The 25881-nt window shown below is 40.4% G+C and carries 22 protein-coding genes, 2 tRNA genes and 1 rRNA gene; 19 read left to right on the forward strand and 6 right to left on the reverse strand.

The genetic code is table 11. The annotated features are described in order from the left end of the window. Positions 1-12: 12 nt before the first annotated feature. From CIK00_RS20085 to luxS, 7 genes are all read left to right on the forward strand, one after another. A tRNA-Arg gene (locus CIK00_RS20085) sits at positions 13-89 on the forward strand. A gap of 49 nt (positions 90-138) precedes the next feature. Further along, a tRNA-Arg gene (locus tag CIK00_RS20090) sits at positions 139-215 on the forward strand. 257 nt (positions 216-472) lie between these two features. Next, positions 473-919, forward strand: a complete 447-nt coding sequence (locus tag CIK00_RS20095) for a YqaA family protein (protein ID WP_101770328.1) — start codon at positions 473-475, stop codon at positions 917-919. Positions 920-932: 13 nt separating this feature from the next. Further along, positions 933-3785: a M16 family metallopeptidase gene (locus CIK00_RS20100; protein ID WP_101770329.1), complete on the forward strand. Its 2853-nt coding sequence runs from the start codon at positions 933-935 to the stop codon at positions 3783-3785. A 151-nt stretch (positions 3786-3936) separates the two neighbouring features. Next, positions 3937-5526, forward strand: a complete 1590-nt coding sequence (gene gshA / locus CIK00_RS20105) for a glutamate--cysteine ligase (RefSeq protein ID WP_101770330.1) — start codon at positions 3937-3939, stop codon at positions 5524-5526. Between the two features lie 79 nt (positions 5527-5605). Then, positions 5606-6211 carry a transglycosylase SLT domain-containing protein gene (locus CIK00_RS20110; protein WP_101770331.1) on the forward strand — a complete coding sequence of 202 codons (606 nt, stop codon included), beginning with the start codon at positions 5606-5608 and terminating at the stop codon, positions 6209-6211. Between the two features lie 68 nt (positions 6212-6279). Continuing rightward, the gene (luxS, locus tag CIK00_RS20115) at positions 6280-6798 is read left to right on the forward strand and encodes an S-ribosylhomocysteine lyase (RefSeq protein WP_101770332.1); all 519 of its coding nucleotides are present in this window, start codon (positions 6280-6282) and stop codon (positions 6796-6798) included. Between the two features lie 106 nt (positions 6799-6904). On the opposite strand, the gene CIK00_RS20120 is transcribed toward luxS, so the two are convergent. Next, positions 6905-8215 carry an HlyC/CorC family transporter gene (locus CIK00_RS20120; RefSeq protein WP_101770333.1) on the reverse strand — a complete coding sequence of 437 codons (1311 nt, stop codon included), beginning with the start codon at positions 8213-8215 and terminating at the stop codon, positions 6905-6907. 122 nt (positions 8216-8337) lie between these two features. Continuing rightward, on the reverse strand, positions 8338-9135 hold the full coding sequence (locus CIK00_RS20125) for a cytochrome C assembly family protein (protein WP_101770334.1): 798 nt from the start codon (positions 9133-9135) through the stop codon (positions 8338-8340). A gap of 209 nt (positions 9136-9344) precedes the next feature. Here CIK00_RS20125 and ffh point away from each other — a divergent pair, with 209 nt between their 5' ends. The 5 genes from ffh (at position 9345) to rplS (ending at position 12857) form a co-directional block, all read left to right on the forward strand. Beyond that, the gene (ffh, locus tag CIK00_RS20130) at positions 9345-10712 is read left to right on the forward strand and encodes a signal recognition particle protein (protein ID WP_101770335.1); all 1368 of its coding nucleotides are present in this window, start codon (positions 9345-9347) and stop codon (positions 10710-10712) included. A 170-nt stretch (positions 10713-10882) separates the two neighbouring features. Continuing rightward, positions 10883-11134, forward strand: a complete 252-nt coding sequence (rpsP, locus tag CIK00_RS20135; protein WP_101770336.1) for a 30S ribosomal protein S16 — start codon at positions 10883-10885, stop codon at positions 11132-11134. 26 nt (positions 11135-11160) lie between these two features. Beyond that, positions 11161-11694: a ribosome maturation factor RimM gene (gene rimM, locus CIK00_RS20140; RefSeq protein WP_101770337.1), complete on the forward strand. Its 534-nt coding sequence runs from the start codon at positions 11161-11163 to the stop codon at positions 11692-11694. Positions 11695-11719: 25 nt separating this feature from the next. After that, positions 11720-12466 carry a tRNA (guanosine(37)-N1)-methyltransferase TrmD gene (trmD, locus tag CIK00_RS20145; protein ID WP_101770338.1) on the forward strand — a complete coding sequence of 249 codons (747 nt, stop codon included), beginning with the start codon at positions 11720-11722 and terminating at the stop codon, positions 12464-12466. Positions 12467-12503: 37 nt separating this feature from the next. After that, positions 12504-12857, forward strand: coding sequence for a 50S ribosomal protein L19 (gene rplS, locus CIK00_RS20150; protein ID WP_045038596.1), 354 nt, complete (start codon positions 12504-12506; stop codon positions 12855-12857). 142 nt (positions 12858-12999) lie between these two features. On the opposite strand, the gene CIK00_RS20155 is transcribed toward rplS, so the two are convergent. After that, positions 13000-14493 carry a carbon starvation CstA family protein gene (locus tag CIK00_RS20155; protein WP_101770339.1) on the reverse strand — a complete coding sequence of 498 codons (1494 nt, stop codon included), beginning with the start codon at positions 14491-14493 and terminating at the stop codon, positions 13000-13002. 213 nt (positions 14494-14706) lie between these two features. Here CIK00_RS20155 and CIK00_RS20160 point away from each other — a divergent pair, with 213 nt between their 5' ends. The 3 genes from CIK00_RS20160 to tyrA all read left to right on the forward strand — a co-directional run bounded on the left by CIK00_RS20160 (position 14707) and on the right by tyrA (position 17506). Further along, positions 14707-15090 (forward strand): DUF2799 domain-containing protein, encoded by a 384-nt coding sequence (locus CIK00_RS20160; protein ID WP_101770340.1) that lies wholly within the window; start codon positions 14707-14709, stop codon positions 15088-15090. Positions 15091-15260: 170 nt separating this feature from the next. After that, positions 15261-16331: a 3-deoxy-7-phosphoheptulonate synthase gene (locus CIK00_RS20165; RefSeq protein WP_101770341.1), complete on the forward strand. Its 1071-nt coding sequence runs from the start codon at positions 15261-15263 to the stop codon at positions 16329-16331. Positions 16332-16378: 47 nt separating this feature from the next. After that, on the forward strand, positions 16379-17506 hold the full coding sequence (gene tyrA, locus CIK00_RS20170; protein ID WP_101770348.1) for a bifunctional chorismate mutase/prephenate dehydrogenase: 1128 nt from the start codon (positions 16379-16381) through the stop codon (positions 17504-17506). Between the two features lie 103 nt (positions 17507-17609). Here tyrA and pheA read toward each other — a convergent pair whose 3' ends face one another. The 3 genes from pheA to bamD form a co-directional block, all read right to left on the reverse strand. After that, positions 17610-18788 (reverse strand): prephenate dehydratase, encoded by a 1179-nt coding sequence (gene pheA / locus CIK00_RS20175; protein ID WP_101770342.1) that lies wholly within the window; start codon positions 18786-18788, stop codon positions 17610-17612. Positions 18789-18939: 151 nt separating this feature from the next. Next, positions 18940-19314 carry a ribosome hibernation-promoting factor, HPF/YfiA family gene (gene hpf / locus CIK00_RS20180; protein WP_101770343.1) on the reverse strand — a complete coding sequence of 125 codons (375 nt, stop codon included), beginning with the start codon at positions 19312-19314 and terminating at the stop codon, positions 18940-18942. Between the two features lie 390 nt (positions 19315-19704). Next, entirely contained in the window at positions 19705-20433 is a 729-nt protein-coding gene (gene bamD, locus CIK00_RS20185; protein WP_101770344.1) for an outer membrane protein assembly factor BamD, read from the reverse strand. A gap of 172 nt (positions 20434-20605) precedes the next feature. Between bamD and rluD the strand changes: the two genes are divergently transcribed. The 4 genes from rluD to CIK00_RS20205 all read left to right on the forward strand — a co-directional run. Beyond that, positions 20606-21580 carry a 23S rRNA pseudouridine(1911/1915/1917) synthase RluD gene (gene rluD, locus CIK00_RS20190; protein ID WP_101770345.1) on the forward strand — a complete coding sequence of 325 codons (975 nt, stop codon included), beginning with the start codon at positions 20606-20608 and terminating at the stop codon, positions 21578-21580. Next, a complete protein-coding gene (gene pgeF, locus CIK00_RS20195; protein WP_101770346.1) occupies positions 21580-22308 on the forward strand; it encodes a peptidoglycan editing factor PgeF in 729 nt (242 codons plus the stop codon). Before rluD ends, pgeF begins: the two co-directional genes overlap by 1 nt. A gap of 156 nt (positions 22309-22464) precedes the next feature. Further along, a complete protein-coding gene (gene clpB / locus CIK00_RS20200; RefSeq protein ID WP_101770347.1) occupies positions 22465-25044 on the forward strand; it encodes an ATP-dependent chaperone ClpB in 2580 nt (859 codons plus the stop codon). A gap of 519 nt (positions 25045-25563) precedes the next feature. Continuing rightward, positions 25564-25881, forward strand: a 16S ribosomal RNA gene (locus CIK00_RS20205); the annotation flags it as partial.

A 25881-nucleotide genomic window follows, 5' to 3' on the forward strand; every position in this document is an offset into this window, starting at 1 on the left:
AACAGAATTAGTGCGCGCGTAGCTCAGCTGGATAGAGTACTTGGCTACGAACCAGGCGGTCGGAGGTTCGAATCCTCCCGCGCGCACCATCATTTAAAAGCAGCAGACCTCAATGTTTGTTGTTGTAACAGAATTAGTGCGCGCGTAGCTCAGCTGGATAGAGTACTTGGCTACGAACCAGGCGGTCGGAGGTTCGAATCCTCCCGCGCGCACCATCATTTAAAAGCTCAGCTTAGGCTGGGCTTTTTTTATGCCTCAATTTTAGTCTTAAGATCATTCCTCTATTTATACTATCAATATGCTGTAGCTTAGCTTCCTGGTGATAACGATTATCACCGTTAAATTCAATATTAAATAACCGTCTATTAATAGACTTGGTATTATTATCAACCCTAAATGTTTTGTACTATTGGCTCAAGATAGGCTGAGTGGCGGTGGAATGTGCATTATTAATTAATGAGATAACAGTTTGATGACAGAATTAATGAATGGTGATCTTGGGTTATGGGTACTCTTTGCCACCGGATTTTTAAGCGCAACGTTATTACCTGGAGGCTCAGAGGCCAACCTTATAGCCGCGTTAAAAATGGGCGATAATCCTGTTTGGCAAATTGTGGCGGTGGTGACCATCGGTAATACCCTTGGCGGGTTAACTAATTATTGGTTAGGTCTATTACTCCCTGATAAAACTGCTGAGAATAAACAAAGTAATAAAGCATTATTATGGTTAAAGAAATACGGCTATTGGAGTTTATTATTAAGTTGGATGCCATTAATTGGTGATCCATTGTGCTTAGCCGCCGGATGGTTGAGAATGCGTTTTTGGTGGTGTGCTACGGCTATTTTTATTGGGAAAATGATACGCTATATTGCCTTAGCAGCGATTGTGTTAGGGTTATTTCCCGGATTATCAGTGTAAGGAATGTATTAACGTGCAAAAGTGGGTTTTAAGTGCAGCATTACTGTCATTAGCTGGCTGTAGTCAATGGAGCGAAGATACTTCATTAAATAATAATTTACCGCAAGGCGTTAAATTTATTGAGCAAGTGAAAGCCATAACGGGTAAAGCTGTGATTCCTTACAGTAAATATCAGTTAGCGAATGGTTTAACGGTTATTTTGTCACCTGATGATTCCGATCCACTGGTGAATGTTGATGTCACTTATCATGTCGGTTCGGCACGTGAACAACAAGGCAAGTCTGGTTTTGCCCATTTCTTTGAGCACATGATGTTTCAAGGTTCAAAACATGTTGGTGATCAGCAGCATTTTCGTCTAATAACGGAAGCCGGTGGCACTCTTAATGGCAGTACTAACCGTGATCGTACTAATTATTATGAAACAGTTCCTGCTAATCAACTTCAAAAAATGTTGTGGTTAGAGTCTGATCGAATGGGCTTTTTATTGGATGCTGTGTCACAACGGAAATTTGAAATCCAGCGCTCAACCGTTAAAAATGAACGTGCTCAGAACTTTGAGAATCGTCCTTATGGGATGATTTATGAAAAGATGGCAGAAGCATTATATCCGCGCAGTCACCCATATTCATGGCAGACTATTGGTTATGTCGAAGATCTTGATCGGGTTGATGTTAATGATCTTAAAGCGTTTTTCTTACGTTGGTATGGACCTAACAATGCAACATTAACCATTGGTGGTGACATAAATAAAGCCCAAACACTAGCATGGGTGAATAAGTATTTTGGTTCTATCCCTCGTGGCCCTGAAGTTAAAACTGCACCTAAACAACCCGCAAAATTAGCCAATAATCGCTTTATTACCCTTGAAGATAACATTCAACAACCGATGTTAATGATGGGTTGGCCAACCGCGTATCTTGGCGCGAAAGATCAATCATCATTGGATATGCTAGGACAAATTATTGGCAGTGGTACTAATAGCTTACTGTATCAAAAATTAGTTAAGACTGGCGACGCTGTTGATGCTGGCGCTTTTCAAGATTGTGCTGAGCTTGCGTGTACTATGTATGTTTATGCCATGGCACCAAGTGGTAATCAGGGCAATTTAAAACAGTTGCGTACTAAAGTGATGGCGGTTGTTAATGGTATCGAAACCCAAGGCATTAACCCACAACAGCTGGATGAAATTAAAGGATCAGTTGCTGCAAGTGCCATTTATGGTTTACAAAGTGTAGCGGGCAAAGTCTCACAATTAGCGGCTTATCAAACCTTTTTTGGTAACCCTAATTATTTACAAACAGAGCTGGCAAATGTTAATCGAGTCACGACTGACAGTGTGATGGACGCTTATAATAAATATCTATACCAGCAGCCAAGCGTGAGCTTAAGCGTGGTACCTAAAGGGCAATTACAGCTACAGGCTGCGCAGCCAAACTTTACGCCTGCACCTCGCCATTTATCACAACATCATAAGATTAAAGAACAAGATCTGGCTTATCGAACGGTGACTGATAACTTTGATCGTAGTGTGATGCCACAAGCATCTACTCCAGTAAAAGCGGTTATGCCGAGTTTATATGAATTTAAACTTGCCAATGGCATTAATGTTATTGGGACCGAATATCAAGAAACGCCAACTATTACTTTACAGTTAGGGGTGCCTGCGGGACGTCGAGTTGAGCCTGAAGGCAAAGCTGGATTAGCGCAATTGACAGCAACAATGATGAATGAGGGGACAACTAAATTAACCGCTGAGCAGATGGCATCAAAACTGGATACCTTAGGCAGTAGTATTACTGTTAATGCAGGACTTTATGGTTCTACCATATCATTAACTACGCTGACGAAGAATTTACCTCAAACTTTAGCCTTGTTTGAGCAACGATTATTGACGCCTAACTTTACTGAATCTGATTTTAAACGATTAAAAAAACAAATGTTGGAAGGCATTGTTTATGAACATCAAAGTGCTGAATGGTTAGCAAGTCAAGCCACCCGTGATGTGTTATTTAAAGGTACGGTATTTAGTCGTCCAGCAGAAGGAACCCACGCATCGATTAATACCATTACTCTGCAAGATGTTAAGGATTTCTATCAGCGTTATTACACTCCTAATGGTGCTGATGTTGTGGTTGTTGGTGATATTAGCTCAAAAAATTTAAAGGCTGATCTGGCACCGTTAACAGCATGGAAAGGACAGCCTGAGCCTGTTTTTTCTACGCCAATATTGCCACGTCTATCACAACAAGCAGTATGGTTAGTGAATAAATCCAATGCGCCACAAACTGTGATTCGATTTGTACGTCAAGGCTTAGCTTATGATGCAACGGGTGAATTATTTAAGACCCAGCTAGCTAATTTTAATTTAGCAGGTAATTTTAATAGTCGTTTAAATCTGAACTTACGTGAAGATAAAGGTTATACCTATGGTGCAGGCGGTTATTTAACCGGTGGACGTGAAATTGGTCTGGCAAGTTTTTATGCACAAGTACGTGCGAATGCAACGTTGCCTGCGATTAAAGAGTTTATGACGGAATTAAAGCGTATGAGCATGACAGGGTTAACCGATAAAGAAGTGAAATTTATGCGGTTAGCTGTTGGTCAACAAGACGCATTAAGCTATGAAACACCTGCTAAAAAAGCCGCGTTATTAGGAAATATACTTAGTTACGATTTACCAAAAGATTTTGTGGCTCAACGAAATCATATTGTCGCTACAATCACTAAAACTGAAATGGATAAATTAGCGCAGAAGTGGTTTAACCCTAAAGACTATCAAATAGTTATCGTCGGGGATGCGAAAACATTATTACCACAATTAAAGACTTTAGATTTGCCTATTCATCAATTAGCACTTAATCAGTAAGATAGACTAACAATAACAGCCTTTATTAAGTTAAAGGCTGCTATTGTGTAGTGCATATGTTTCACAATGATTAATACTATAAAGCATGGTAATCCTGTTAAATAATGATTACCCTGTTTTCTTCAATTGGATAAAAACGAGAATAGCCTTCATGACTTTTTCCGAAAGGTTGCAACAGGTTGCCAAAAATCCTGAAGCATTAACACAGTTAGGGCGTGGTCTTGAGCGCGAGTCTTTGCGTATCACAGATGACCTACAAGTATCTTCATTGCCACATCCTACTGCTTTAGGATCGGCATTAACCAATAAATGGATCACCACTGATTTTGCTGAATCCTTATTAGAATTCATTACGCCAGTTTCTCGTGATGTTGACGATCTACTTGCACAATTAGACGATATTCATAAGTTTTCATTAAGCCATATGGCTGGCGAGCGCTTATGGCCAATGTCTATGCCATGTTTTGTTGGTGATCAAGATGAGATTGAATTAGCGCAGTACGGTAGTTCAAATACGGGTCAAATGAAAACACTTTACCGTGAAGGCCTAAAGCGTCGTTATAGTAGTGTGATGCAAATTATTTCTGGGGTGCATTTTAATTTTTCTTTCCCTGATACTTTTTGGGATAGTTTATTTGGCGATCAAACAGAGCTGCAACGCCAAGATTCAGTTTCTGATGCGTACTTTGGATTAATTCGAAACTACTACCGTTTTGGATGGTTAATTCCGTATTTATTTGGTTCTTCGCCTGCGTTATGTGGTTCATTTATTCAAAATGAAGAACTAAAATCTTCGTTTGAAAAAGTAGGTAAAGGCACTTATTTTTTAGAAAATGCAACCGCATTACGATTAAGTGATTTAGGTTATACCAATCATGCTCAAAGCTCGTTAAAAATTGGGTTTAATAATATGGAACAATATTTGACCGGGCTTAATAGTGCGATTCACACGCCATCAGATGAGTTCTCTGAGTTAGGTGTGGTTGTTGATGGTAAGCGTCAGCAGTTAAATAGTAATGTATTACAGATAGAAAATGAGCTTTATGCACCTATTCGTCCTAAACGTGTTGCTAAAAGTGGTGAAAAACCATCAGAAGCATTAAAGCGTGCAGGGGTGGAATATATTGAAGTGCGCTCACTTGATGTGAACCCATTTAGCCCAATTGGTATTGATGAAGATCAGGTGCGTTTTCTTGATCTATTTTTAATTTGGGCAACACTAACGCCATCGCCTGATATGACTGATTGTGAATTAGCATGTTGGCGTGAGAATTGGAATAAAGTGGTTGTTGATGGTCGTAATCCAGAATTACTACTTAAAATTGGTTGTCATGGCGAAGAACTACTTCTAAAAACATGGGGACATCGTGTTTTTGCCGAATTAAAGCAAGTGGCTATGACTCTGGATGGTTTATACGGTAATGATAAATACCAGCAAACTTATCAGCGCTTATTAACATGGATTGATGATCCTAAATTAACGTTTTCAGCTAAGCTACTTGATCAGATTAAAACCTATCAAGGTATTGGTCCTCTTGGTGATTATTATGCAACGGCACATACAAAGAAATTAGCGCAGCAAGCATTCCGTTTTTATGATCAAGCGACGTTTGAACACGAAGTGGCTGCATCGGTGATTAAACAACGTCAAATTGAACAAAGTGACACACTTTCGTTTGATGATTTTTTAGCAGATTATTTTGCTGATGTTGATGTGGAAATACCGACGTTAACCAAATAATATAGCTAATTAAGCTGACACTTTTTAAGTGTCAGCTTTTTTTTTGACTAATTTTAATAATTAACAAGTAAGGTTAAAAATGCGATTACGTGTGCGATTATTATTACTTACCGTGGTGGTTTTTATTGTCAGTGGTTGTGCGACACCACCACCAAGTAACCAATCAAATTTGTGTAGTATCTTTCGCCAATACCCTGATTGGTATGAAGATGCAGTCGATATGCAGCAAAAATGGGGTACACCCATTAATGTTGCGATGGCAATCATGAAGCAAGAAAGTAGTTACCGTCACGATGCATTACCCCCTAAAGACTATGTGCTTGGATTTATTCCATGGGGACGGGTGAGTAGTGCGTATGGTTATGCTCAAGCGCAAGATCCAGCATGGGCTGATTTTCAAAAACATACCGGACATGGTGGTTCCCGCAGTAGTTTTGATGATGCAATGCAATTTATTGGTTGGTACACCTATGAAACTCAACGTCAATTAGGGGTTTCAAAATGGAATGCGTATAGACAATATCTTGCTTATCACGAAGGTCGTGGTGGCTATAAACGTGGTACTTATCGTAATAAACCATGGTTGATGAAAGTGGCTCGTAAGGTTGAGCAGCAATCGAGAGACTACGGCTGGCAATTGAAACAATGCAGAAAAGAGCTCGATAACAATAAAGGTTGGTGGTAGGTTAATTGGAATATGCACTATAGAAATTAGGTGCTAGGATTTATTTTTAAGACAAGGAGAAGTAAGCAATGCCATTACTTGATAGCTTTACTGTCGATCATACCAAAATGCATGCGCCCGCAGTACGGATAGCCAAGACCATGCAAACCCCCAAAGGCGACACCATTACCGTGTTTGATTTACGCTTTTGTCGCCCTAATGCTGATATTCTTAGCGAGCGTGGTATCCATACTTTAGAGCACTTGTACGCAGGGTTTATGCGGCAGCATTTAAATTCTACTACTGTGGAAATTATTGATATTTCACCGATGGGGTGTCGCACTGGCTTTTACATGAGCTTGATCGGCACACCAACTGAGCAGCAAGTTGCAACCGCTTGGTTAGCTGCAATGCAAGATGTGCTAGCAGTCGCTACTCAAGATCAAATACCAGAGTTAAATGAATACCAATGTGGTACTTACAGCATGCATTCGCTAACAGAAGCACAAGTGATTGCAACTACGATTATCAATGCGGGTATTGAGGTCAATAAAAACGATGTTCTTGCTTTACCTGAAGCAATGTTGCAGCAATTACATGTGAAATAATTACCAATATTGAATACTAAAAAAAGCCGCATTGTGTATAAAATCACAATGCGGCTTTTTATTCTAAACTGCTGTTTTTATCGTTATTTAAAGATAGTTAGCGTGGTCAGTGACTATTAATTTCTAGTTCTTTTTTGATTTGAGTTTCTGTTTTGCTGCTTGTTGGCAATACCTTGACTAACTTTATCATATTGCCAGAAACCTCAATGACTTCCATTTTTTGACCAGCAATATTTACTTTAATCCCTTTATCAGGGATGTACTCTAAATGTTCTAAAATAAAACCGTTTAATGTTCGTGGGCCATCTGTTGGTAACTGCCAATTTAAGCTTTTATTAAGGTCACGAACATTTGCGCTGCCTTCAATTAATAAGCTGCCATCTTTTTGTAGGGTGATCTCTTCGGCCAGTGTGGGGGCTATTGAAGTGGTAAATTCACCGACGATTTCTTCAAGGATGTCTTCGACGGTGATCAAACCTTGAATATCACCATATTCATCAACAATTAAGCCAATGCGTTCTTTATTGCGTTGAAATTTCAGTAATTGAATATTTAACGGTGTACCTTCTGGAATGAAATACACTTCATCAGCGGCCCGTAATAGGTTTTCTTTACTGAAGTCATTCTTATCCATCATTAATCGATAAGCTTCACGGACTCGTAGCATACCAACCACTTCATCAATACTGTCGCGATATAAGACAATTCGGCCATGTGCTGAGTGGCTTAACTGACGCACAATGGATTTCCAATCATCATTGACATTGATTGCTGCAATTTCATTACGTGGGATCATTAACTCTTCAACGGTGACATTTTCTAAATCAAGAATAGAAATCAACATATCTTGATGACGGCGAGGGATTAGCGCGCCAGCTTCGTTGACAATAGTACGTAATTCTTCAGAGTTAATGTTTGAGGCGCTGTTGTCGTCTTTTTTTACACGCAGAATAAACAAGAAGCCGTTAGTTATACCATTAACAAACCATACTAATGGGTAGAGTAATTTCATTAAAATATTAAGTAAAATACTGCTAGTGTAAGAGACTTTTTCTGGGTATAGCGCTGCCACTGTTTTTGGGGTAACTTCAGAAAAAACAAGAATAACAATGGTCAATACTGCTGTTGCAATAGCTACGCCAGCATCACCATAAAGCCGCATACCAATAATGGTTGCAATGGCAGATGCGATAATATTTACTAAATTATTACCGATTAGAATTAAGCCAAGTAGACGATCGGTACGTGAAAGAAGTTTCTCTACCCGCAGAGCCCCTTTATGTCCTTGGCTCGCAAGGTGACGTAGTTTGTAACGGTTAAGTGTCATCATCCCCGTTTCAGAACTTGAAAAATAAGCTGAAATGACGATCATAAGAGCGAGTAAAGCAAAGAGTAAGCCTGTGGAAATTTGGTCCAAAAGGGGCAGTCCTTAACAGATTGAGCAAATATTGTTAGTCATTGAATAACTGAACAATAATAGATAACACAACGGCTATATATAAAATAAGTGTAGCAATAATTTAGGTGTAAGTAGTAGGGCTAACTACCAATGATAATTTCTTTTACAAAACGACTTCCAAAATAGGCTAATGTCAGTAGAAAAGCGCCAGTAAGACTAAACCAAACCACTTTACGGCCACGCCAGCCTTGGCGGTAATGACCCCATAATAGTACGCTATAAATTATCCAGGCTAATAAGGATAAAACTGCTTTATGTGTTTTACCTTGGGCAATAATATCACCAATAAAAAAGTAGCCACTGATAAGTGTGACGGTTAAGAGGCTATAACCGACAATAATGATCTTGAAAAGTTGGCGTTCTACCATCATTAATGGTGGAATGTTAGGATTAAGCTGTAAGCTTTTTTTATGTTTTAATTTGTGATCAAGCCAAGCGAGCTGTAAAGCATATAGCGTAGCAATCATTAATGTTGAATATGAGAACAATGCTAAAGAAATATGCACTAAAGTTTGCGGTTGAGCTTCTAAATGGGTAATAAAAGCCCCAGGTAACATCGTTGCGGCAAACAAGTTGATAGCGGAAAAGCTATACACTATCGGTAATAAGAACCAGATCCGCATTTTTAACATTGCAAGCGTAGTTAAACTGGCAACAATAACGCTAATCAGTGATGCAACGTTAAGGATGCTGAGATTTTGACCTGTTGAACCAAAGATAAGATCTTTAAGCAATAGTAAATGCAAGGCAATAGCAATAACGGCGGTAATAAAAACCGGTTGAGTTTTAATGCCGTTATTATTAGCAAGCCCTGGGACAACAAGCAGCAGCGCAATGATGTAAAAGCTTACTGCAGGGATGGCAATTAGCATGTCCATAGTCAACCAGATAGCTCCTTAGTAACGAATAGCTATTTTTAATATTTAGAGGCAGCAATTATACCCTGCTCAAACCTTCGTCGCCAATGTAATCCCGAAAAGAGCGATGGGTTTACATGAAAGGCCAAGCTTTTTTGCGGTATACTTGTAGCAATTTTGATAATTTTGCAATTTTTTGATTGAGTTGCGTAACGAGCGAGTAGCACCACATGTTCGAAAATTTAACCGAGCGTTTATCGCGAACACTTAAAAATGTCAGCGGCCGTGGTCGTCTTACGGATGACAACATAAAGGATACCTTGCGTGAAGTGCGGATGGCATTACTTGAAGCCGACGTTGCGCTGCCTGTTGTTCGCGAATTTGTTAAGTGCGTAAAAGAGCGTGCAGTTGGTACAGAAGTATCGAAAAGCCTAACGCCTGGGCAAGAGTTCATTAAGATTGTTCAATCTGAACTTGAAGCGGTAATGGGTGAAGGTAATGAAGCGCTTGATTTAAGCTGCCAACCGCCAGCCGTTATCTTAATGGCGGGTCTACAAGGTGCGGGTAAAACCACCAGTGTAGGTAAATTAGGTAAGCTATTAAAAGAACGTGATAAAAAGAAAGTATTGGTTGTTTCTGCCGACGTTTACCGCCCTGCGGCAATCAAGCAGCTTGAAACCCTTGCAACAGATGTTGGCGTTGATTTCTTCCCATCAAATGTTGAGCAAAAACCATTAGCGATTGTAAAAGCAGCCTTAGAGTATGGTAAAACCAAGTTCTATGATGTGGTGATTGTCGATACCGCAGGTCGTTTGCACGTTGATGAAGAAATGATGGGTGAGATCAAAGACATCCATCAAGCATTAAACCCGGTTGAAACCTTGTTCGTGGTTGATGCCATGACGGGTCAAGATGCCGCTAATACAGCAAAAGCATTCAATGATGCATTACCACTAACTGGTGTTATTTTAACCAAAGTTGATGGTGATGCTCGTGGTGGTGCGGCGTTATCTGTACGTCACATTACTGGTAAACCGATTAAATTCTTAGGTGTTGGTGAAAAAACTGATGCTTTAGAACCGTTCCACCCTGATCGTGTTGCTTCTCGTATCTTAGGTATGGGTGACGTTTTATCGTTGATCGAAGATCTAGAACGTAACGTTGATAAAAAAGAAGCAGAAAAATTAGCTAAGAAATTTAAAGAGAAAAAAGGTTTTGATCTTGAAGATTTCCGTAGCCAGCTTCAGCAAATGAAAAACATGGGTGGCATGATGGGCATGCTCGACAAACTTCCGGGTCTGTCGCAGTTGCCTGGCGATATGAAAGATAAAGTTGATGATAAAATTTTCATGCAAATGGAAGCTATTATCAATTCAATGACGAAAGGCGAACGTGCTCGACCTGAGCTAATTAAAGGCTCACGTAAGAAGCGAATTGCTGCTGGTTCTGGTACTCAAGTACAAGACGTTAATCGATTATTGAAGCAATTTACCCAGATGCAAAAGATGATGAAAAAGATGCAAAAAGGTGGAATGAAGAATATGATGCGTCAAATGAAAGGCATGATGCCTGGCGGTGGAATGTTCCCTGGTCGTTAATAGTCTGATTTTTAATGGTTTTAAAGCTTTTATTCTACTTAAACGGTGAAAAAGTAACTAAAGCAGTTGCATTCGCCGTCCCAAAGGGTAAAATTCCGAGGCTTTATTTTGGCACGGACCTCGTTATTATAGCGGGGTCATTTATTTTACAGTAATGCAAAGAGGACGATATGGTAACTATTCGTTTGGCACGTCACGGCGCTAAGAAGCGTCCATTCTATCAAATCGTTGTTGCTGACGCACGTGCTCCACGTGACGGCGCAAACATCGAGCAGATCGGTTTCTTCAACCCACTAGCTAAGGGTCAAGAAGAGCGTTTACGTTTAGATCTAGATCGCGTAAACCATTGGTTAGGTCTAGGCGCTTGTGCGACTGATCGTGTAGCTAAACTAATCAAAGATGCAGCTAAAGCTGTAGCTTAATTAGTACTTAGGTACAGAGAAAGACGATGAGTATTAAAAACCAAGACCACATTATTGTCGGTAAACTGGGTGCCACCTACGGTATCAAGGGTTGGCTCAAAGTTTTTTCTTACACCGAAGAATCCGAAAGTATTTTTTCCTACACCCCTTGGATGATTAAAATCAAAGGCGAGTGGACGGAAATCCATGTTGAATCATGGAAGCGCCACGGCCAAGGTCTTGTTGCTAAGCTAGAAGGCATGGATATCCGCGAGGATGCTCAAGTTTTCACTAATGCAGAAGTGGCAGTTTTGGCTGATCAACTACCCGTATTGTCAGATGAAGAATTCTACTGGCGTGAGTTGTTTGGTATGACAGTGGTTACTACTAAAGGTTACGACCTTGGTAAAGTCACTGATATCCTGGAAACAGGTGCCAACGATGTGTTAGTTGTTAAGGCGAATCTCAAAGATGCTTTCGGACAGAAGGAACGTTTAATTCCGTTCCTCGATGAGCAGGTCATCAAGTTGATTGATCGCACTGCTCAGCGGATCGAAGTTGACTGGGATCCTGAGTTTTAACCTCTGGTAATAAGTGAGTGAGCATATGTGGGTTGGAGTAATCAGTCTTTTTCCTGAAATGTTCTCTACCATTACCAATTATGGGGTAACAGGCCAGGCGGTAAAAAAAGGCCTTTTGAGTGTCGATACGTGGAATCCTCGTGATTTTACGCACGATAAACATCGCACGGTAGATGATCGACCGTATGGTGGTGGACCAGGTATGTTAATGATGGTGCAGCCTTTGCGCGATGCCATTCACACTGCTAAAAAGTCTGCAAAAGGTCCGGCTAAAGTAATCTACCTTTCCCCTCAAGGCCGTAAGCTAGATCAAGCTGGTGTTGAGGAGTTAGCGCAGGCTGAGAATTTAATTCTTATCTGTGGTCGCTATGAAGGGGTTGATGAGCGCATTATCCAGCAAGAGGTAGACGAAGAATGGTCTATCGGTGATTTTGTGTTAACGGGTGGCGAATTGCCTGCCATGACGCTAATTGATGCCGTCGTTCGGTTTGTTCCGGGCGTACTGGGTGATTTTGCGTCAGCAGAAGAAGATTCTTTTGCAAATGGTTGGTTAGATTGTCCTCATTACACACGACCAGAATTGTTGGACGGGCATGAAGTACCTTCGGTATTAATGTCTGGCAATCATCAAGAGATTAGTCGCTGGCGATTAAAGCAATCGTTAGGCCGTACATGGTTGAGAAGACCGGAGCTCCTGGAAAACCTAGCTCTGACTGACGATCAGGAATTCTTGCTCGCGGAATTTATCCGCGAAAATAAAGCAAGTATTTAATTAAATTAGTATCAGTTTATTCTAGGGTATACATCAAATGAGTAACATCATTAACGCTCTTGAGCAAGAGCAACTAAAAACAGACCTACCAACTTTTGCACCAGGTGACACTGTTGTTGTACAAGTTAAAGTTAAAGAAGGTGATCGTGAGCGTCTACAGGCTTTTGAAGGCGTTGTAATCGCAATCCGTAACCGTGGTCTACATTCAGCATTCACTGTTCGTAAAATGTCGAACGGTGAAGGCGTTGAGCGTGCGTTCCAAACTCACTCTCCAGTAGTTGACAGCATTACTGTTAAACGTCGTGGTGCAGTACGTCGTGCCAAGTTGTACTACCTACGTGAGCGTTCTGGTAAATCAGCACGTATCCGCGAGAAGCTTACTAAAAAGTAATAAGCGTCTGACGTTTATCGAAAAGCCCACCTACATGGTGGGCTTTTTTTTGGCTGTAAATCAGGGGTTGGCTATAAATTAAGGTAATGAACAAAACCAGTGACGAGCACTGGTTTGTTAAGGTTGTTATAATTATCGTATATCAGCTTTTTGATGATAGAGGTGTGTTGGTTTGTTCAGTATCATCCGCATCAATATCGGTCACGCCTTTTCCTTGTGATTTTTTAATGATCATGACGGTGATAAAGCCTGTCGCAATCAGTGCTACAACCGTTGAGACTGTCATCGGTAAGCCGAATCCAAGTTGATCGTTATTAAGAATGAAGCTGATACATACGGTAGTCATAAACATCGCAGGGATGGTTGCGACCCAGTGCAATTTATCAAGCCGTAATAGATAAGCTGATGCCGTCCACAGCATCATTACCGCGGTGGTTTGATTCGCAAAGCCAAAATAACGCCAAATAATTGCAAAATCGACTTGGGTTAAAATCGCACCTAACACAAACAAAGGCATTGCCATTAGTAGACGATTACGTAATGGTTTTTGATCCATATTAAAATATTCAGCCAGAATTAAACGACTTGAACGGAATGCAGTATCGCCTGAAGTAATCGGTAGAATAACCACCCCAAGAAAAGCAATGATGCCCCCAAAGACGCCTAATAAACCAAATGATGAGCTATAGACCACATTACCTGGGCCACCATTAGCAATAGCATCAGACAATGCTTCTATCGAACCAAAGAATGATAAAGCTAACGCACACCAGATTAAGGCAATAATACCTTCCCCAATCATTGCACCATAAAAAATAAATCGACCATTTTGTTCATTCTCGATACAACGGGCCATTAATGGTGATTGAGTGGCATGGAAGCCCGAAATAGCGCCACACGCAATGGTAATAAACAATGCAGGCCATAATGGTAAGTCATTAGGGTTCATGTTGGTGAACATATGACTAATTTCAAAACCGCCTAATAATTCGTGTTCATCTGAAATGCCAATAGCGGTGATTAATCCGACCGACATAAAAATCAGTAAAGCACCAAAGAAGGGATAAAAACGACCAATAATTTTATCAACAGGCACAATTGTTGCCAGAATATAGTAAGCAAAAATGATCACCACCATTGTCGTCATTGAGACATTAAGATTAGTTTGATCATTTATCAGGTTAGTGATCATACCTGCTGGCGCAGAGACAAATACAACGCCAACAAGCAGTAACAGTACGATAGCAAAGATATTCATAAAATGTTTTGCACCGTTACCCAAGTAGCGTCCTGTTAATGTAGGGACAGATGCGCCACCGTTACGAACTGAAAGCATGCCGGAGAAATAATCGTGGACGGCCCCTGCAAAAATACAACCAAGTACAATCCATAGCATGGCTGCTGGGCCATATAACGCCCCCATAATGGGACCAAATATAGGGCCAACGCCAGCAATGTTTAAGAGCTGAACTAAATAGACTTTGTTGTTAGACATGGGAACATAATCAACCCCGTCTTGCTTGGTATAAGCGGGAGTTTGACGATTAGCGTTTACGCCAAAGACTTTTTCAATAAAGCTACCATAAATAAAATAACCACCAATTAAGGCTGCTACGCAAAGTAAAAACCACGCCATATATATTCTCGCTACGTAATGTGACGATTCGAAAGAAATCGTATTTTTTCAGATGGCGGCTAGTGTAATAGTTTCAATTTTTTACTTCTTAATATAATGTTATGAATGTGATATGCATTAGTGTTCAATAATAACTTCTATCGATATTTGTTAATATAAGCACGCTTTTAATGTGGTATAGACGTTGATGTGTTTTTCTAAAAGGAATTGATAATGATAAAGAAGGTCTTATTTACCGTGGTAATTGGAGCTTTAATGACGGGTTGTGTGACACAAAAAAAATTAGTGACCAATGGTGACTTTCATCAATTAGGCTTTTATAACGGTATTGCTGGTAGTGAAAAATTATCGCATGACAATTTAGAAGTAATCACTAAAAAATATGATCCAACAATGACATTAGATTATGGCAGTTATCAACAAGGCTACCAGCAAGGATTAGATCAACATTGCAGTTTAGAGCATATTTTCAAGTTAGGTGAACAAGGAAAAGTGAAGTGGGGTATTTGTGAATATCGCCGTCAGCAAGAAGGTTTATATCTCACTAAATGGCAGCAAGGTTTTGAACGCTATGGCACCATGGAGCCTCGTTTGTAATTTAATAATGGTTAAAATAAGACAGATTATAAAAACGGAAAGGATAGAAATAGAATGCCATTTGTAAATTAATATTTACAAATGGCATTCTATGTTTACAAGTTGTTGCGGTGATGATGATGAAGTTGTTATGTTGGTGGAAGAATATCTATAACAGGCAGAGATGACCGATGGAAAAAGATGGCTTAAACAATATTCATATTGCAGAAGAATCCGTGTTAATTACCCCCTCGCAATTGAAACATAAAATGGCGGTATCAAATACAGCGCTGGCATTTATTGAGCAATCACGTCAAACGATTGCTGATATTATTCATCATCATGATCACCGTTTATTGGTGGTCTGTGGACCGTGTTCGATTCATGATGTAGAACAAGCAAAAACATATGCTCAAAAACTAAAACAACTCGCTGCTGAGCTTGATGATCAACTCTATATTGTGATGCGGGTTTATTTTGAAAAACCCCGTACAACAGTGGGTTGGAAAGGATTAATTAATGACCCCTACCTTGATGGTTCGTTTGAAATTGAAGAAGGGTTGCATATTGGACGTCAATTATTGATTGACCTTGTTGAAGAGGGGATCCCTGTTGCCACAGAAGCACTGGATCCTATTAGTCCGCAATATTTGGGCGATTTATTTAGCTGGTCAGCCATTGGCGCACGTACTACGGAATCACAAACTCACCGCGAGATGGCAAGTGGATTATCGATGCCTGTTGGGTTTAAAAATGGCACTGATGGCAGTTTAGCGACCGCGATTAATGCGATGCAAGCGGCAGCTTCTGGGCATAAGTTTATGGGGATCAATCCAAATGGACAGGTGGCATTACTTGCCACGCAAGGTAATCCTGATGGTCATGTTATTTTACGTGGCGGTAAACAAACTAATTATGATTCGGTGTCGGTGGCTGAATGTGAAACAGAAATGGCAGCGGCAGGCCTTACACCGTCGTTAATGATAGACTGTAGCCATGCTAACTCTCTTAAAGATTACCAACGACAGCCATTGGTAGCGACGGATGTTATTCATCAAATTCGAGAAGGAAACCGTTCAATTATTGGTTTAATGATTGAAAGTCATCTTAATGAAGGTAATCAAAGTGCGGATTTACCATTACAAGATATGGCTTACGGAGTATCCATTACTGATGCGTGTATTAGTTGGGAAGCGACAGAACAATTATTGCGGAAAGCCCACCAAGAGTTAGTGCCGTTTTTACAAAATAGAATTAAATAACCCTTTGCATTATAGTTGCAGTTGGATAAATACGGATGTCAAAAGTCATGGTTGCTGAGTTAAGCATATTAAGAGATCAAATAGACGATGTTGATCGTCAAATGGTGGAGCTACTAGCGCGCCGTTTAGCGTTAGTTGAACAAGTCGGGGTAGTTAAAAGTAAGCATGGATTGCCTATTTATGCCCCTGATCGTGAAGCTGCAATGTTGGCATCTCGTCGTCAAGAAGCTGAATCAAAAGGCGTGCCTGCAGATCTGATTGAGGATGTGTTACGACGAACCATGCGAGAATCGTATTCAAGTGAAAATGATTCTGGTTTTAAGTGTCTTAATCCTCAATTACGTCCAATCGTTATTGTCGGTGGTCATGGACAATTAGGGCAGCTATTTCAACGGATGTTTGAGTTATCGGGTTATCAAGTCCGTATTTTAGGCAGTGATGATTGGCATCGAGCGGATGAGATATTGCATGATGCGGGAATGGTGGTGGTATCCGTTCCTATTCATATGACGGAAGCGATTATCGCTAAGTTAGCTAACTTACCAAAAGATTGTATTCTTACTGATTTAACCTCTGTAAAAAGTGGTCCACTACAAGCAATGTTAGATATTCATCAAGGACCGGTTGTTGGTTTACATCCTATGTTTGGTCCAGAGATTCCAAGTTTAGCTAAACAAGTGGTTGTTTATTGTGATGGTCGTCAGCCTGAATGTTACCAATGGTTATTGGAACAAATTCAGATTTGGGGGGCATCATTAAATCGTATTAGTGCGATTGAGCATGATCAGGGCATGACTCTTATTCAGGCTTTACGTCATTTTACATCATTTGTTTATGGGGTTCATTTAGCAGAAGAAGACCCAAAAATAGAACAATTGATGTCACTAAGCTCGCCGATTTATCGTTTAGAACTTGCCATGGTTGGGCGACTATTTGCGCAAGATGCGCAGTTGTATGCGGATATTATTATGTCAGCGCCTCAGAACTTAGCGATGATCAAACGCTTCCATCAACGTTTTGGCGAAGCGATTGCAATGTTAGAGCGCCAAGATAAAGCCGCCTTTAAACAAGCTTTTGGACAGGTTGAGCATTGGTTTGGTGATTATGCCCAATATTTTTTAGTCGAGAGCCAAGGACTACTTAGACAGGCGAATGATTCAACTCGACGTAAATAAAGGGCTTGAAGCCTGGTAACATGATTACAAAAAAGCCGATCACATTAATATAATGAAGGTCGGCTTTTTTAATGATGATAATTAGCCGTTATTTGAGCTGATATTACTCGATGAACTCAACCTCTGTTGGGGTGACGTTTTTACTTGGATAACAACCTAAGACTTTAACAAAGCGGGTTAAACGAGTGAGGTCTTTTAATATCTGCTGCATTAATGGATCTTTTAAATTAATTTCGACATCCATATAAAACATTTCTTCCCATGGATTACCAATAACAGGGCGAGATTCAAGTTTAGTCATGTTGATGTTTGCATTACGAAGCACCAGTAAACATTCAACGAGTGAGCCCGCTGTTTGTGCTGTTGACATAATTAAGGTTGTTTTAGCGGGAATCAATGAATTGACGCTAACCGGTTTACGGGCAACAACAATAAAGCGGGTAAAGTTTTGTTGTTGGTTGGCAATATTGGTTTTTATTGGGGTTAAACCATAGATTTCACCACTAGACGCATTACCAATAGCGGCGATATTCGGCAGTTGCAGATCTGCTACGGTCTGCATTGCATCGGCAGTACTTGAGCAATATTGTTGATCAATTTTCCCCATCCCATGGAGGAATTCGCTGCATTGTTGATGTGGCTGGGGATGGGAGTAAAGGGTATCAATATGTTCCAATTGAGTATCAACCGCAGTTAATAAGCAATGTTCTATCGGTTGGGTAATTTCCCCTACAATCGATAAACTGGTGTGCTGTAATAGGTCATAGACTTCATTGATTGAGCCTGAACTGGTGTTTTCTATGGGGAGTACACCATAATCTGCATGACCAGTTTCGACTTCATTAACAATATCTCGAAATGATGAACAACTGATTTCGACTAATTGGGTCTGTTTACGGCTAAAATAATTACGACTGGCTAGGTGCGAGTAAGAGCCTTTTGCGCCTAAGAAGGAGACTCGTGCCGTTGGTAAGGCATTTTCAGGATTGACTAAGCGCTGTAAATAAGCCTGCTGAAACAGAACGGAATCTTCAATAATGGTGTGAAAAATTTGGGTCACATATAACGGATCTAGCTGATATTCTTTAGCTGTATCAATAAGACGCAATAATAATGTTTGTTCACGGGCTTGGTCGCGTATAGGTTTAGCGGTGCTAATTTTACTTTTTGCTACTTCAAGGCTTAACGTGCGGCGCTCAGCCAAAAGAGCTAACAGTGTATTATCGATGCGAGTGACATTGCGGCGAATATCATCCAATGAAGAAAGTGTATTATCGGTCATAGCGATCCTTATTATGATCGGCTTTCTTGAATATGAAAGCGGCATATTATCGTATTAACAGTGTAATCCACATTAGGCAGGGTGATTTTTTTTGTCAAGCACAAAGCCCTGCATTAGCAGGGCTGTTTTAAATCCTCTTAATCATTAACGATTATGCTTCATCAAATTCTACTTCGTCATCATACTCAGCTGTATCTTCAGCTTCAGCTTGTGTTGGTTTTTCACTATGACTCGCACGGCGTGCATTTGGTTTGTGAGCTTGTTTCTTCAGTTGGCGATCTAACTTTTGATATAATTCAGTGATCGCACCAAACAAGTCTTCGTGTTCTGCAGAAGCGACCAACTTTCCTCCAGCAATACCAATAGATGCTTCAATTTTAAATAGCTTGTTTGGTTCTTTACTAATCATGACGTGTTTTTTGATTAGTGGCACCTGAAGTTTTTCTAACTTATTGAATTTAAATTCAAAACGCTCACGGATAGCCGGGGTGATATCGATGTTTTTGCCAGTGATTTCTAATGTCATATTTATCTTCCTCGTTTGCTACCCTTCGTTGGGTTAAGTTCAGATTACTAAAAATACCAACTTATAATGTGCTCTGTGTCACATTATTGGGGTTAATGAATTTTCAGCAAAAAAAATGTGATCAACGTGGGTTTGTTGCAAAAAAGTGTCTAAAAAAAGCTTGAGGTTTAGTGATGGTTTAAGGCAGTATGGATCAAGGTTTTTTGCTGGTAGCTAACGCTGACTAGGGAATAAATACGTTTAATTTCATTCTGTTGAACGTTTTTTGTTCAAGGAAGTGATTTGTCGTCATTACGACGTTATTCGTTGAAGTAAATAATTGTTGTTAACATAATTTATAAAAATGGCAGCTTATTGAGCTGCCATTTTTTATAGGTGTATTTTTAGGTGTTATTTTACTGGATTAAGTTTAATCACTGCTTCCGTACGTGAGACTTCTTTGTCCAGTTTTAATTTAGCGTAAGCTGTTTTTTCAAGTAGCAATGATTTACGGGCAGCACCAGTGTCTGGATATAAGCGTTGAACTTGTTGGCAACGGTTAATGGCTGCAATCCATGCTTCTCGACGAACATAGAAATCTGCAACAGCGAGATCATACTCAGCAAGTTGGTTTTTCAAAAAAACCATACGCGCTTTCGCATCTGCGTCATACTGACTATCAGGGAAGCGTTCTAGTAAGTATTTAAAATCGCGGAATGCTTGGCGTGAAGGGGTTGGATCACGATCAAAACGATCAACATTGAACATGTCATGCATAAAGCTACGATCTTGTGCCATATGCGTTAAACCACGCATATAATAAACCCAATCAGCTTGTGGATGGGTTGGGTTTAAGCGTAAAAAACGCGCAATAGTGGCTTGAGATAACGGTAGATCATCATTCTTGTAGTAGGCATAGATCAAATCTAATTGAACTTGATTTGAGTAAGCGCCAAATGGATAACGAGAGTCCATTGCTTCTAAGCGCTCGATAGCATTGTTCCAATTACCGCTCTGCAATGCTTGCTGGGCAGTAGAATATAAGTCTGATGGTGGAACATCAGGAATGACTTTCTCAGTACTGGAACAGCCTGAAAGCAAGGCTACAGCTAGAAAAGTCGATATTGTCAGGCGTTTCATTACGGCGTCAGTTTCCTTGAAAAAAATTTTATTTTGCTCGATCCATTACGGACTGAGCCGTTAACAGATACAATGACATTATATTAATTTACATCAAGCATCGTTTTATTAAGCTTGGTACATTTTACGCAGCGTATGACAATTAGTCTCACGCTTTTTAAAAAAGTTCGTTATGGCACAGCAAATAGAATTAACAAGTACAGTTAGCGAAAGCCAACTAGGTAAGCGCCTTGATCAGGTTATTGCTGAATTACATCCCGATTATTCCCGCTCTCGTATCAAAGAGTGGATTCTAAAGGACATGGTTTCAGTAAACGGTAAAATTGACAACAAACCACGTTCAAAAATGATGGGTGGCGAAGAACTTTTCATTCAAGCTGAAATTGAAGATGAATTGCGTTGGATTGCGCAAGACCTTCCACTTGATGTTGTTTATGAAGATGACGATATTCTGGTGATCAATAAACCACGTGATTTTGTGGTTCACCCAGGTGCTGGTACTCCTGATGGTACAGTGTTAAATGCATTGTTATATCATTACCCAGCATTAGCAGAAGTACCGCGTGTAGGTATTGTGCACCGTTTGGATAAAGACACGACTGGCTTAATGGTTGTTGCGAAAACTATTCAAGCACAAACACGTTTAGTGCGTGCACTACAAAAACGCCATATCACGCGTGAATATGAAGCTATTGCCATGGGTCAAATGACTGGCGGTGGTACGATTGAAAAACCTATCGGTCGTCATGCAACCAAACGTATCTGTATGGCAGTCCATGAATTGGGTAAAGATGCAATCACCCATTACCGTGTTGCTGAGCGTTTCCGTGAACATACACGTATTGTATTACGTCTAGAAACAGGTCGTACTCACCAAATTCGTGTACACATGTCATACATGAGTCATCCATTGATTGGTGATGTGATTTATGGTGGTCGTCCTCGTCCGCCACGTCATGCATCTGATGAATTTATTCATGCATTACGTTCATTTGATCGTCAAGCATTGCACGCACGTATGCTGCGTCTATCACATCCGATTACGGGTGAGTTAATGGAATGGCATGCACCATTACCTAACGACATGGTAGCGATGATTGATATTCTACGTAAAGATACCGTTGAAAATAACGAAGATATCTATTAATGCGAACCATCATTCCTAACTGGCCTGCTCCAGAGAATGTATTAACGGTCAGTACAACCCGTTTCGGCGGTGTCAGTTCTGTACCTTACGATACTCTCAATTTGGGATTGCACGTTGGGGATGATGTCAGTTCAGTGCTGATAAATCGTCAATTATTGAAACAGCATTGTTGGTTAACTGCAGAGCCTGCGTGGTTGAATCAAATTCACAGCTCGATTGTGATTGATGTCACTGCGCCGTTAACCGATCTTATCGATGCTGACGGTAGCTTTACCCGTGAGCCTGGTTTAGCCTGTGCCATCATGACGGCTGACTGTTTGCCTGTTCTATTGTGTAATAAGCAAGGAACTGAAGTGGCTGCTGTTCATGCTGGGTGGCGGGGACTTGCTGCTGGAGTGATTGATAACGCCATTGCTAAGTTTACCTGTCCTGCGGCTGATATTATGGCATGGATGGGGCCGGCAATTGGTCCAACAGCGTTTGAAGTTGGCAATGAAGTGCGACAGCAGTTTATTGATGTTAACGCCAATGCTGCTGATGCATTTATCGCTCATGGTGATAAGTGGTTAGCTGATTTATATTTATTGGCGCGACAACGATTACAACAGCACGGTATCAACGCTATTTATGGTGGTGAGTACTGTACGTTCAATAACGATGAGTTGTTTTATTCTTATCGTCGTCAAGCGGTCACTGGACGCCAAGCCTCATTAATTTGGCTGCGTTAATCTTACCGTAATCATCACAAATAATAAGCGGGTATATTGGCTAACAATATACCCGCTTTTTTTGCAGCATTATTTTGCGCTTTCATAGCCTTGAAAAACGCCCATTAACTACCATATAACTAGTAACAGGTTATTAAATTTATTATTGGGGGACCTATGCGTCTTGACCGATTTACCAGTAAATTCCAAGCAGCAATTTCTGATGCACAGTCATTAGCATTAGGACGTGATCATCAATATATTGAACCTGCTCATCTTATGGTTGCGTTATTAAACCAAGAAGGCAGTACTGTCCGACCTTTACTCACCCTTTTGAATGTGGATTCTACTCAGTTGCGTTCACGCTTGAGTGAGATATTAGAGCGTATTCCAAAAGTGACCGGTATTGGTGGTGAAGTTCAGCTATCTAATAGCATGGGCGCATTACTTAATATGTGTGACAAGCTGGCACAAAAACGTAATGACAAGTTTATTTCATCTGAATTATTTATCCTCGCTGCCGTTGATAACGATAAAGGCCCATTGGGTAATTTATTACGTGAGTTGGGTTTAAAAGCAGATCAAATAAGTAAAGCGGTCGATCAAATTCGTGGTGGTCAGAAAATTGATGATCAAAACGCAGAAGACAATCGCCAAGCATTAAGTAAATACACTATCGATTTAACCGAGCGTGCAGAACAAGGTCGGTTAGATCCTGTGATTGGTCGTGATGATGAAATTCGTCGTACCATTCAAGTCTTACAGCGTCGTACTAAAAACAACCCCGTGATCATTGGTGAACCTGGTGTCGGTAAAACGGCAATTGTTGAAGGGTTAGCTCAACGTATTGTTAACGGTGAGGTGCCTGAAGGCTTACGTGACAAGCGGGTATTATCATTAGATATGGGTTCGTTGATTGCGGGTGCTAAATTTCGTGGTGAATTTGAAGAGCGTTTAAAAGCCGTATTAAATGAACTGTCTCAAGAAGATGGTCGTATTATATTGTTTATCGATGAAATCCATACCATGGTCGGCGCGGGTAAAGGCGAAGGCTCAATGGATGCGGGTAATATGCTTAAACCTGCCTTAGCGCGTGGTGAATTACATTGTGTTGGTGCAACAACCTTAAATGAATACCGTCAGTATCTAGAAAAGGATGCAGCGTTAGAACGTCGTTTTCAAAAAGTGCTGGTGGATGAGCCAAGCGTTGAAGATACCATTGCTATCTTGCGTGGTTTAAAAGAGCGTTATGAGCTTCACCATCATGTTGAAATTACCGATCCTGCGATTGTAGCGGCAGCAACGTTATCACATCGTTATATTTCAGATCGTCAATTACCCGATAAAGCGATTGATCTGATTGATGAAGCTGCTTCCAGTATTCGTATGCAAATTGACTCTAAACCTGAATCTATGGATCGTTTAGAACGTCGCATTATTCAATTAAAGATTGAACAGCAAGCATTAGTAAAAGAAAGTGATGATGCAAGCCAAAAGCGCTTGAGTAACTTGCTTGAAGAATTAGACATTAAAGAACGCGAATATTCTGAGCTTGAAGAAGTCTGGAATGCAGAAAAAGCCTCATTGTCAGGTACTCAGCATATTAAAACTGAACTTGAGCAAGCGCGTACTGATGTTGAAATCGCGCGTCGTGCGGGTGATTTAAATCGCATGTCAGAATTACAGTACGGGCGTATCCCTGAACTTGAAAAGCAACTGGATTTAGCCGCTCAAGCTGAAATGCAAGATATGACGTTACTAAAAAATAAAGTAACCGATGTTGAAATTGCTGATGTGCTTTCTAAAGCAACGGGTATTCCGGTTGCGAAGATGCTTGAAGGCGAGCGTGATAAATTATTACGTATGGAAGATGAATTACATAATCGTGTTATTGGACAAGAAGAAGCGGTTGAGGCAGTAGCCAACGCGATTCGTCGTAGTCGTGCCGGTTTATCTGATCCACAACGACCAATTGGTTCATTCTTATTCTTAGGCCCAACAGGTGTTGGTAAAACTGAGCTATGTAAATCACTGGCGAACTTTATGTTTGATAGTGAAGATGCAATGGTACGTATCGACATGTCTGAGTTTATGGAAAAACACTCAGTGGCACGTTTAGTGGGTGCGCCTCCAGGTTATGTGGGTTATGAAGAAGGTGGTTATTTAACTGAAGCTGTTCGCCGCCGCCCATATTCCGTTATTTTGCTTGATGAAGTCGAAAAAGCGCATCCTGATGTATTTAATATTCTATTACAGGTATTAGATGATGGACGTCTAACTGATGGTCAAGGTCGCACGGTTGATTTCCGTAATACGGTAATCATTATGACCTCGAACTTGGGTTCTGGTCGAATTCAAGAACACTTCGGTAGTTTGGATTACGAAGGTATTAAAGCATTAGTGATGGAAGAGGTTGGACAACATTTCCGTCCTGAGTTTATTAACCGTATTGATGAGACCGTCGTGTTCCATCCGCTGGGTAAAGATAACATTAAACATATTGCTTCAATTCAGCTTGCGCGCTTGGAAAAACGTTTAGCGGAGAAAGATTTCCAGTTAGAGGTTGAAGAGAGTGCTTTAGAGTTAATTTCTGATGCTGGTTTTGATCCTGTATTTGGTGCGCGTCCATTAAAACGTGCCATACAGCAATATATTGAGAATCCGTTAGCACAAGATTTGCTATCAGGTAAATTTATGCCAGGTAAACCAATCGTACTGTCAGTAGAAGACGATAAGATTGTTGCTAAACAAGCATAATTAAAAAATGAGCGCTTAAAATAACGAATTATTATTAATTAACGCCTTAGCATTAACGTGCTAAGGCGTTTTTTGTTGTTGGAATATGTCAAAAATAAACGGTATCTATAATGAAAGCTGTTTTATTTGGCATAATTTGACGTTATAGATTAATGATTGAGCGAACGAAATGAAATGGTAAAAATAAGGTTGTCAGCAGCAAATATCTCCCTATAATACGACCTCACTGACACGGGCAACGGCGCAAGCGGTTACCGAGTTCAGTATGTTCTTTAACAATTTGACCATGCAATTTGTGTGGGCGCTCACTGAATAGTTAAGTCGAAAGATTTATCAATAAACTGAGTGACCTAGAACTAGAAATAGTTCGATTGCTTTTTTAGTTTACTTTTTTAAAGGTAAAATAAGAAAGTGACACAGTTATTTAATTATCATTCTTTGAATGATAAAAAGCTTTAATTTACTACGGTATTTAAAGTCAGTATTTATTGAGCCGTCTCGAAAGAGACAACAAAACTTTAATTGAAGAGTTTGATCATGGCTCAGATTGAACGCTGGCGGCAGGCCTAACACATGCAAGTCGAGCGGTAACAGAAAGAAAGCTTGCTTTCTTTGCTGACGAGCGGCGGACGGGTGAGTAATGCCTGGGAATATACCCTGATGTGGGGGATAACTATTGGAAACGATAGCTAATACCGCATAATCTCTTGGGAGCAAAGAGGGGGACCTTCGGGCCTCTCGCGTCAGGATTAGCCCAGGTGGGATTAGCTAGTTGGTGGGGTAATGGCTCACCAAGGCGACGATCCCTAGCTGGTCTGAGAGGATGATCAGCCACAC

The organism is Photobacterium carnosum (assembly GCF_002849605.1).
GTDB classification, from domain to species: Bacteria; Pseudomonadota; Gammaproteobacteria; order Enterobacterales; family Vibrionaceae; genus Photobacterium; species Photobacterium carnosum.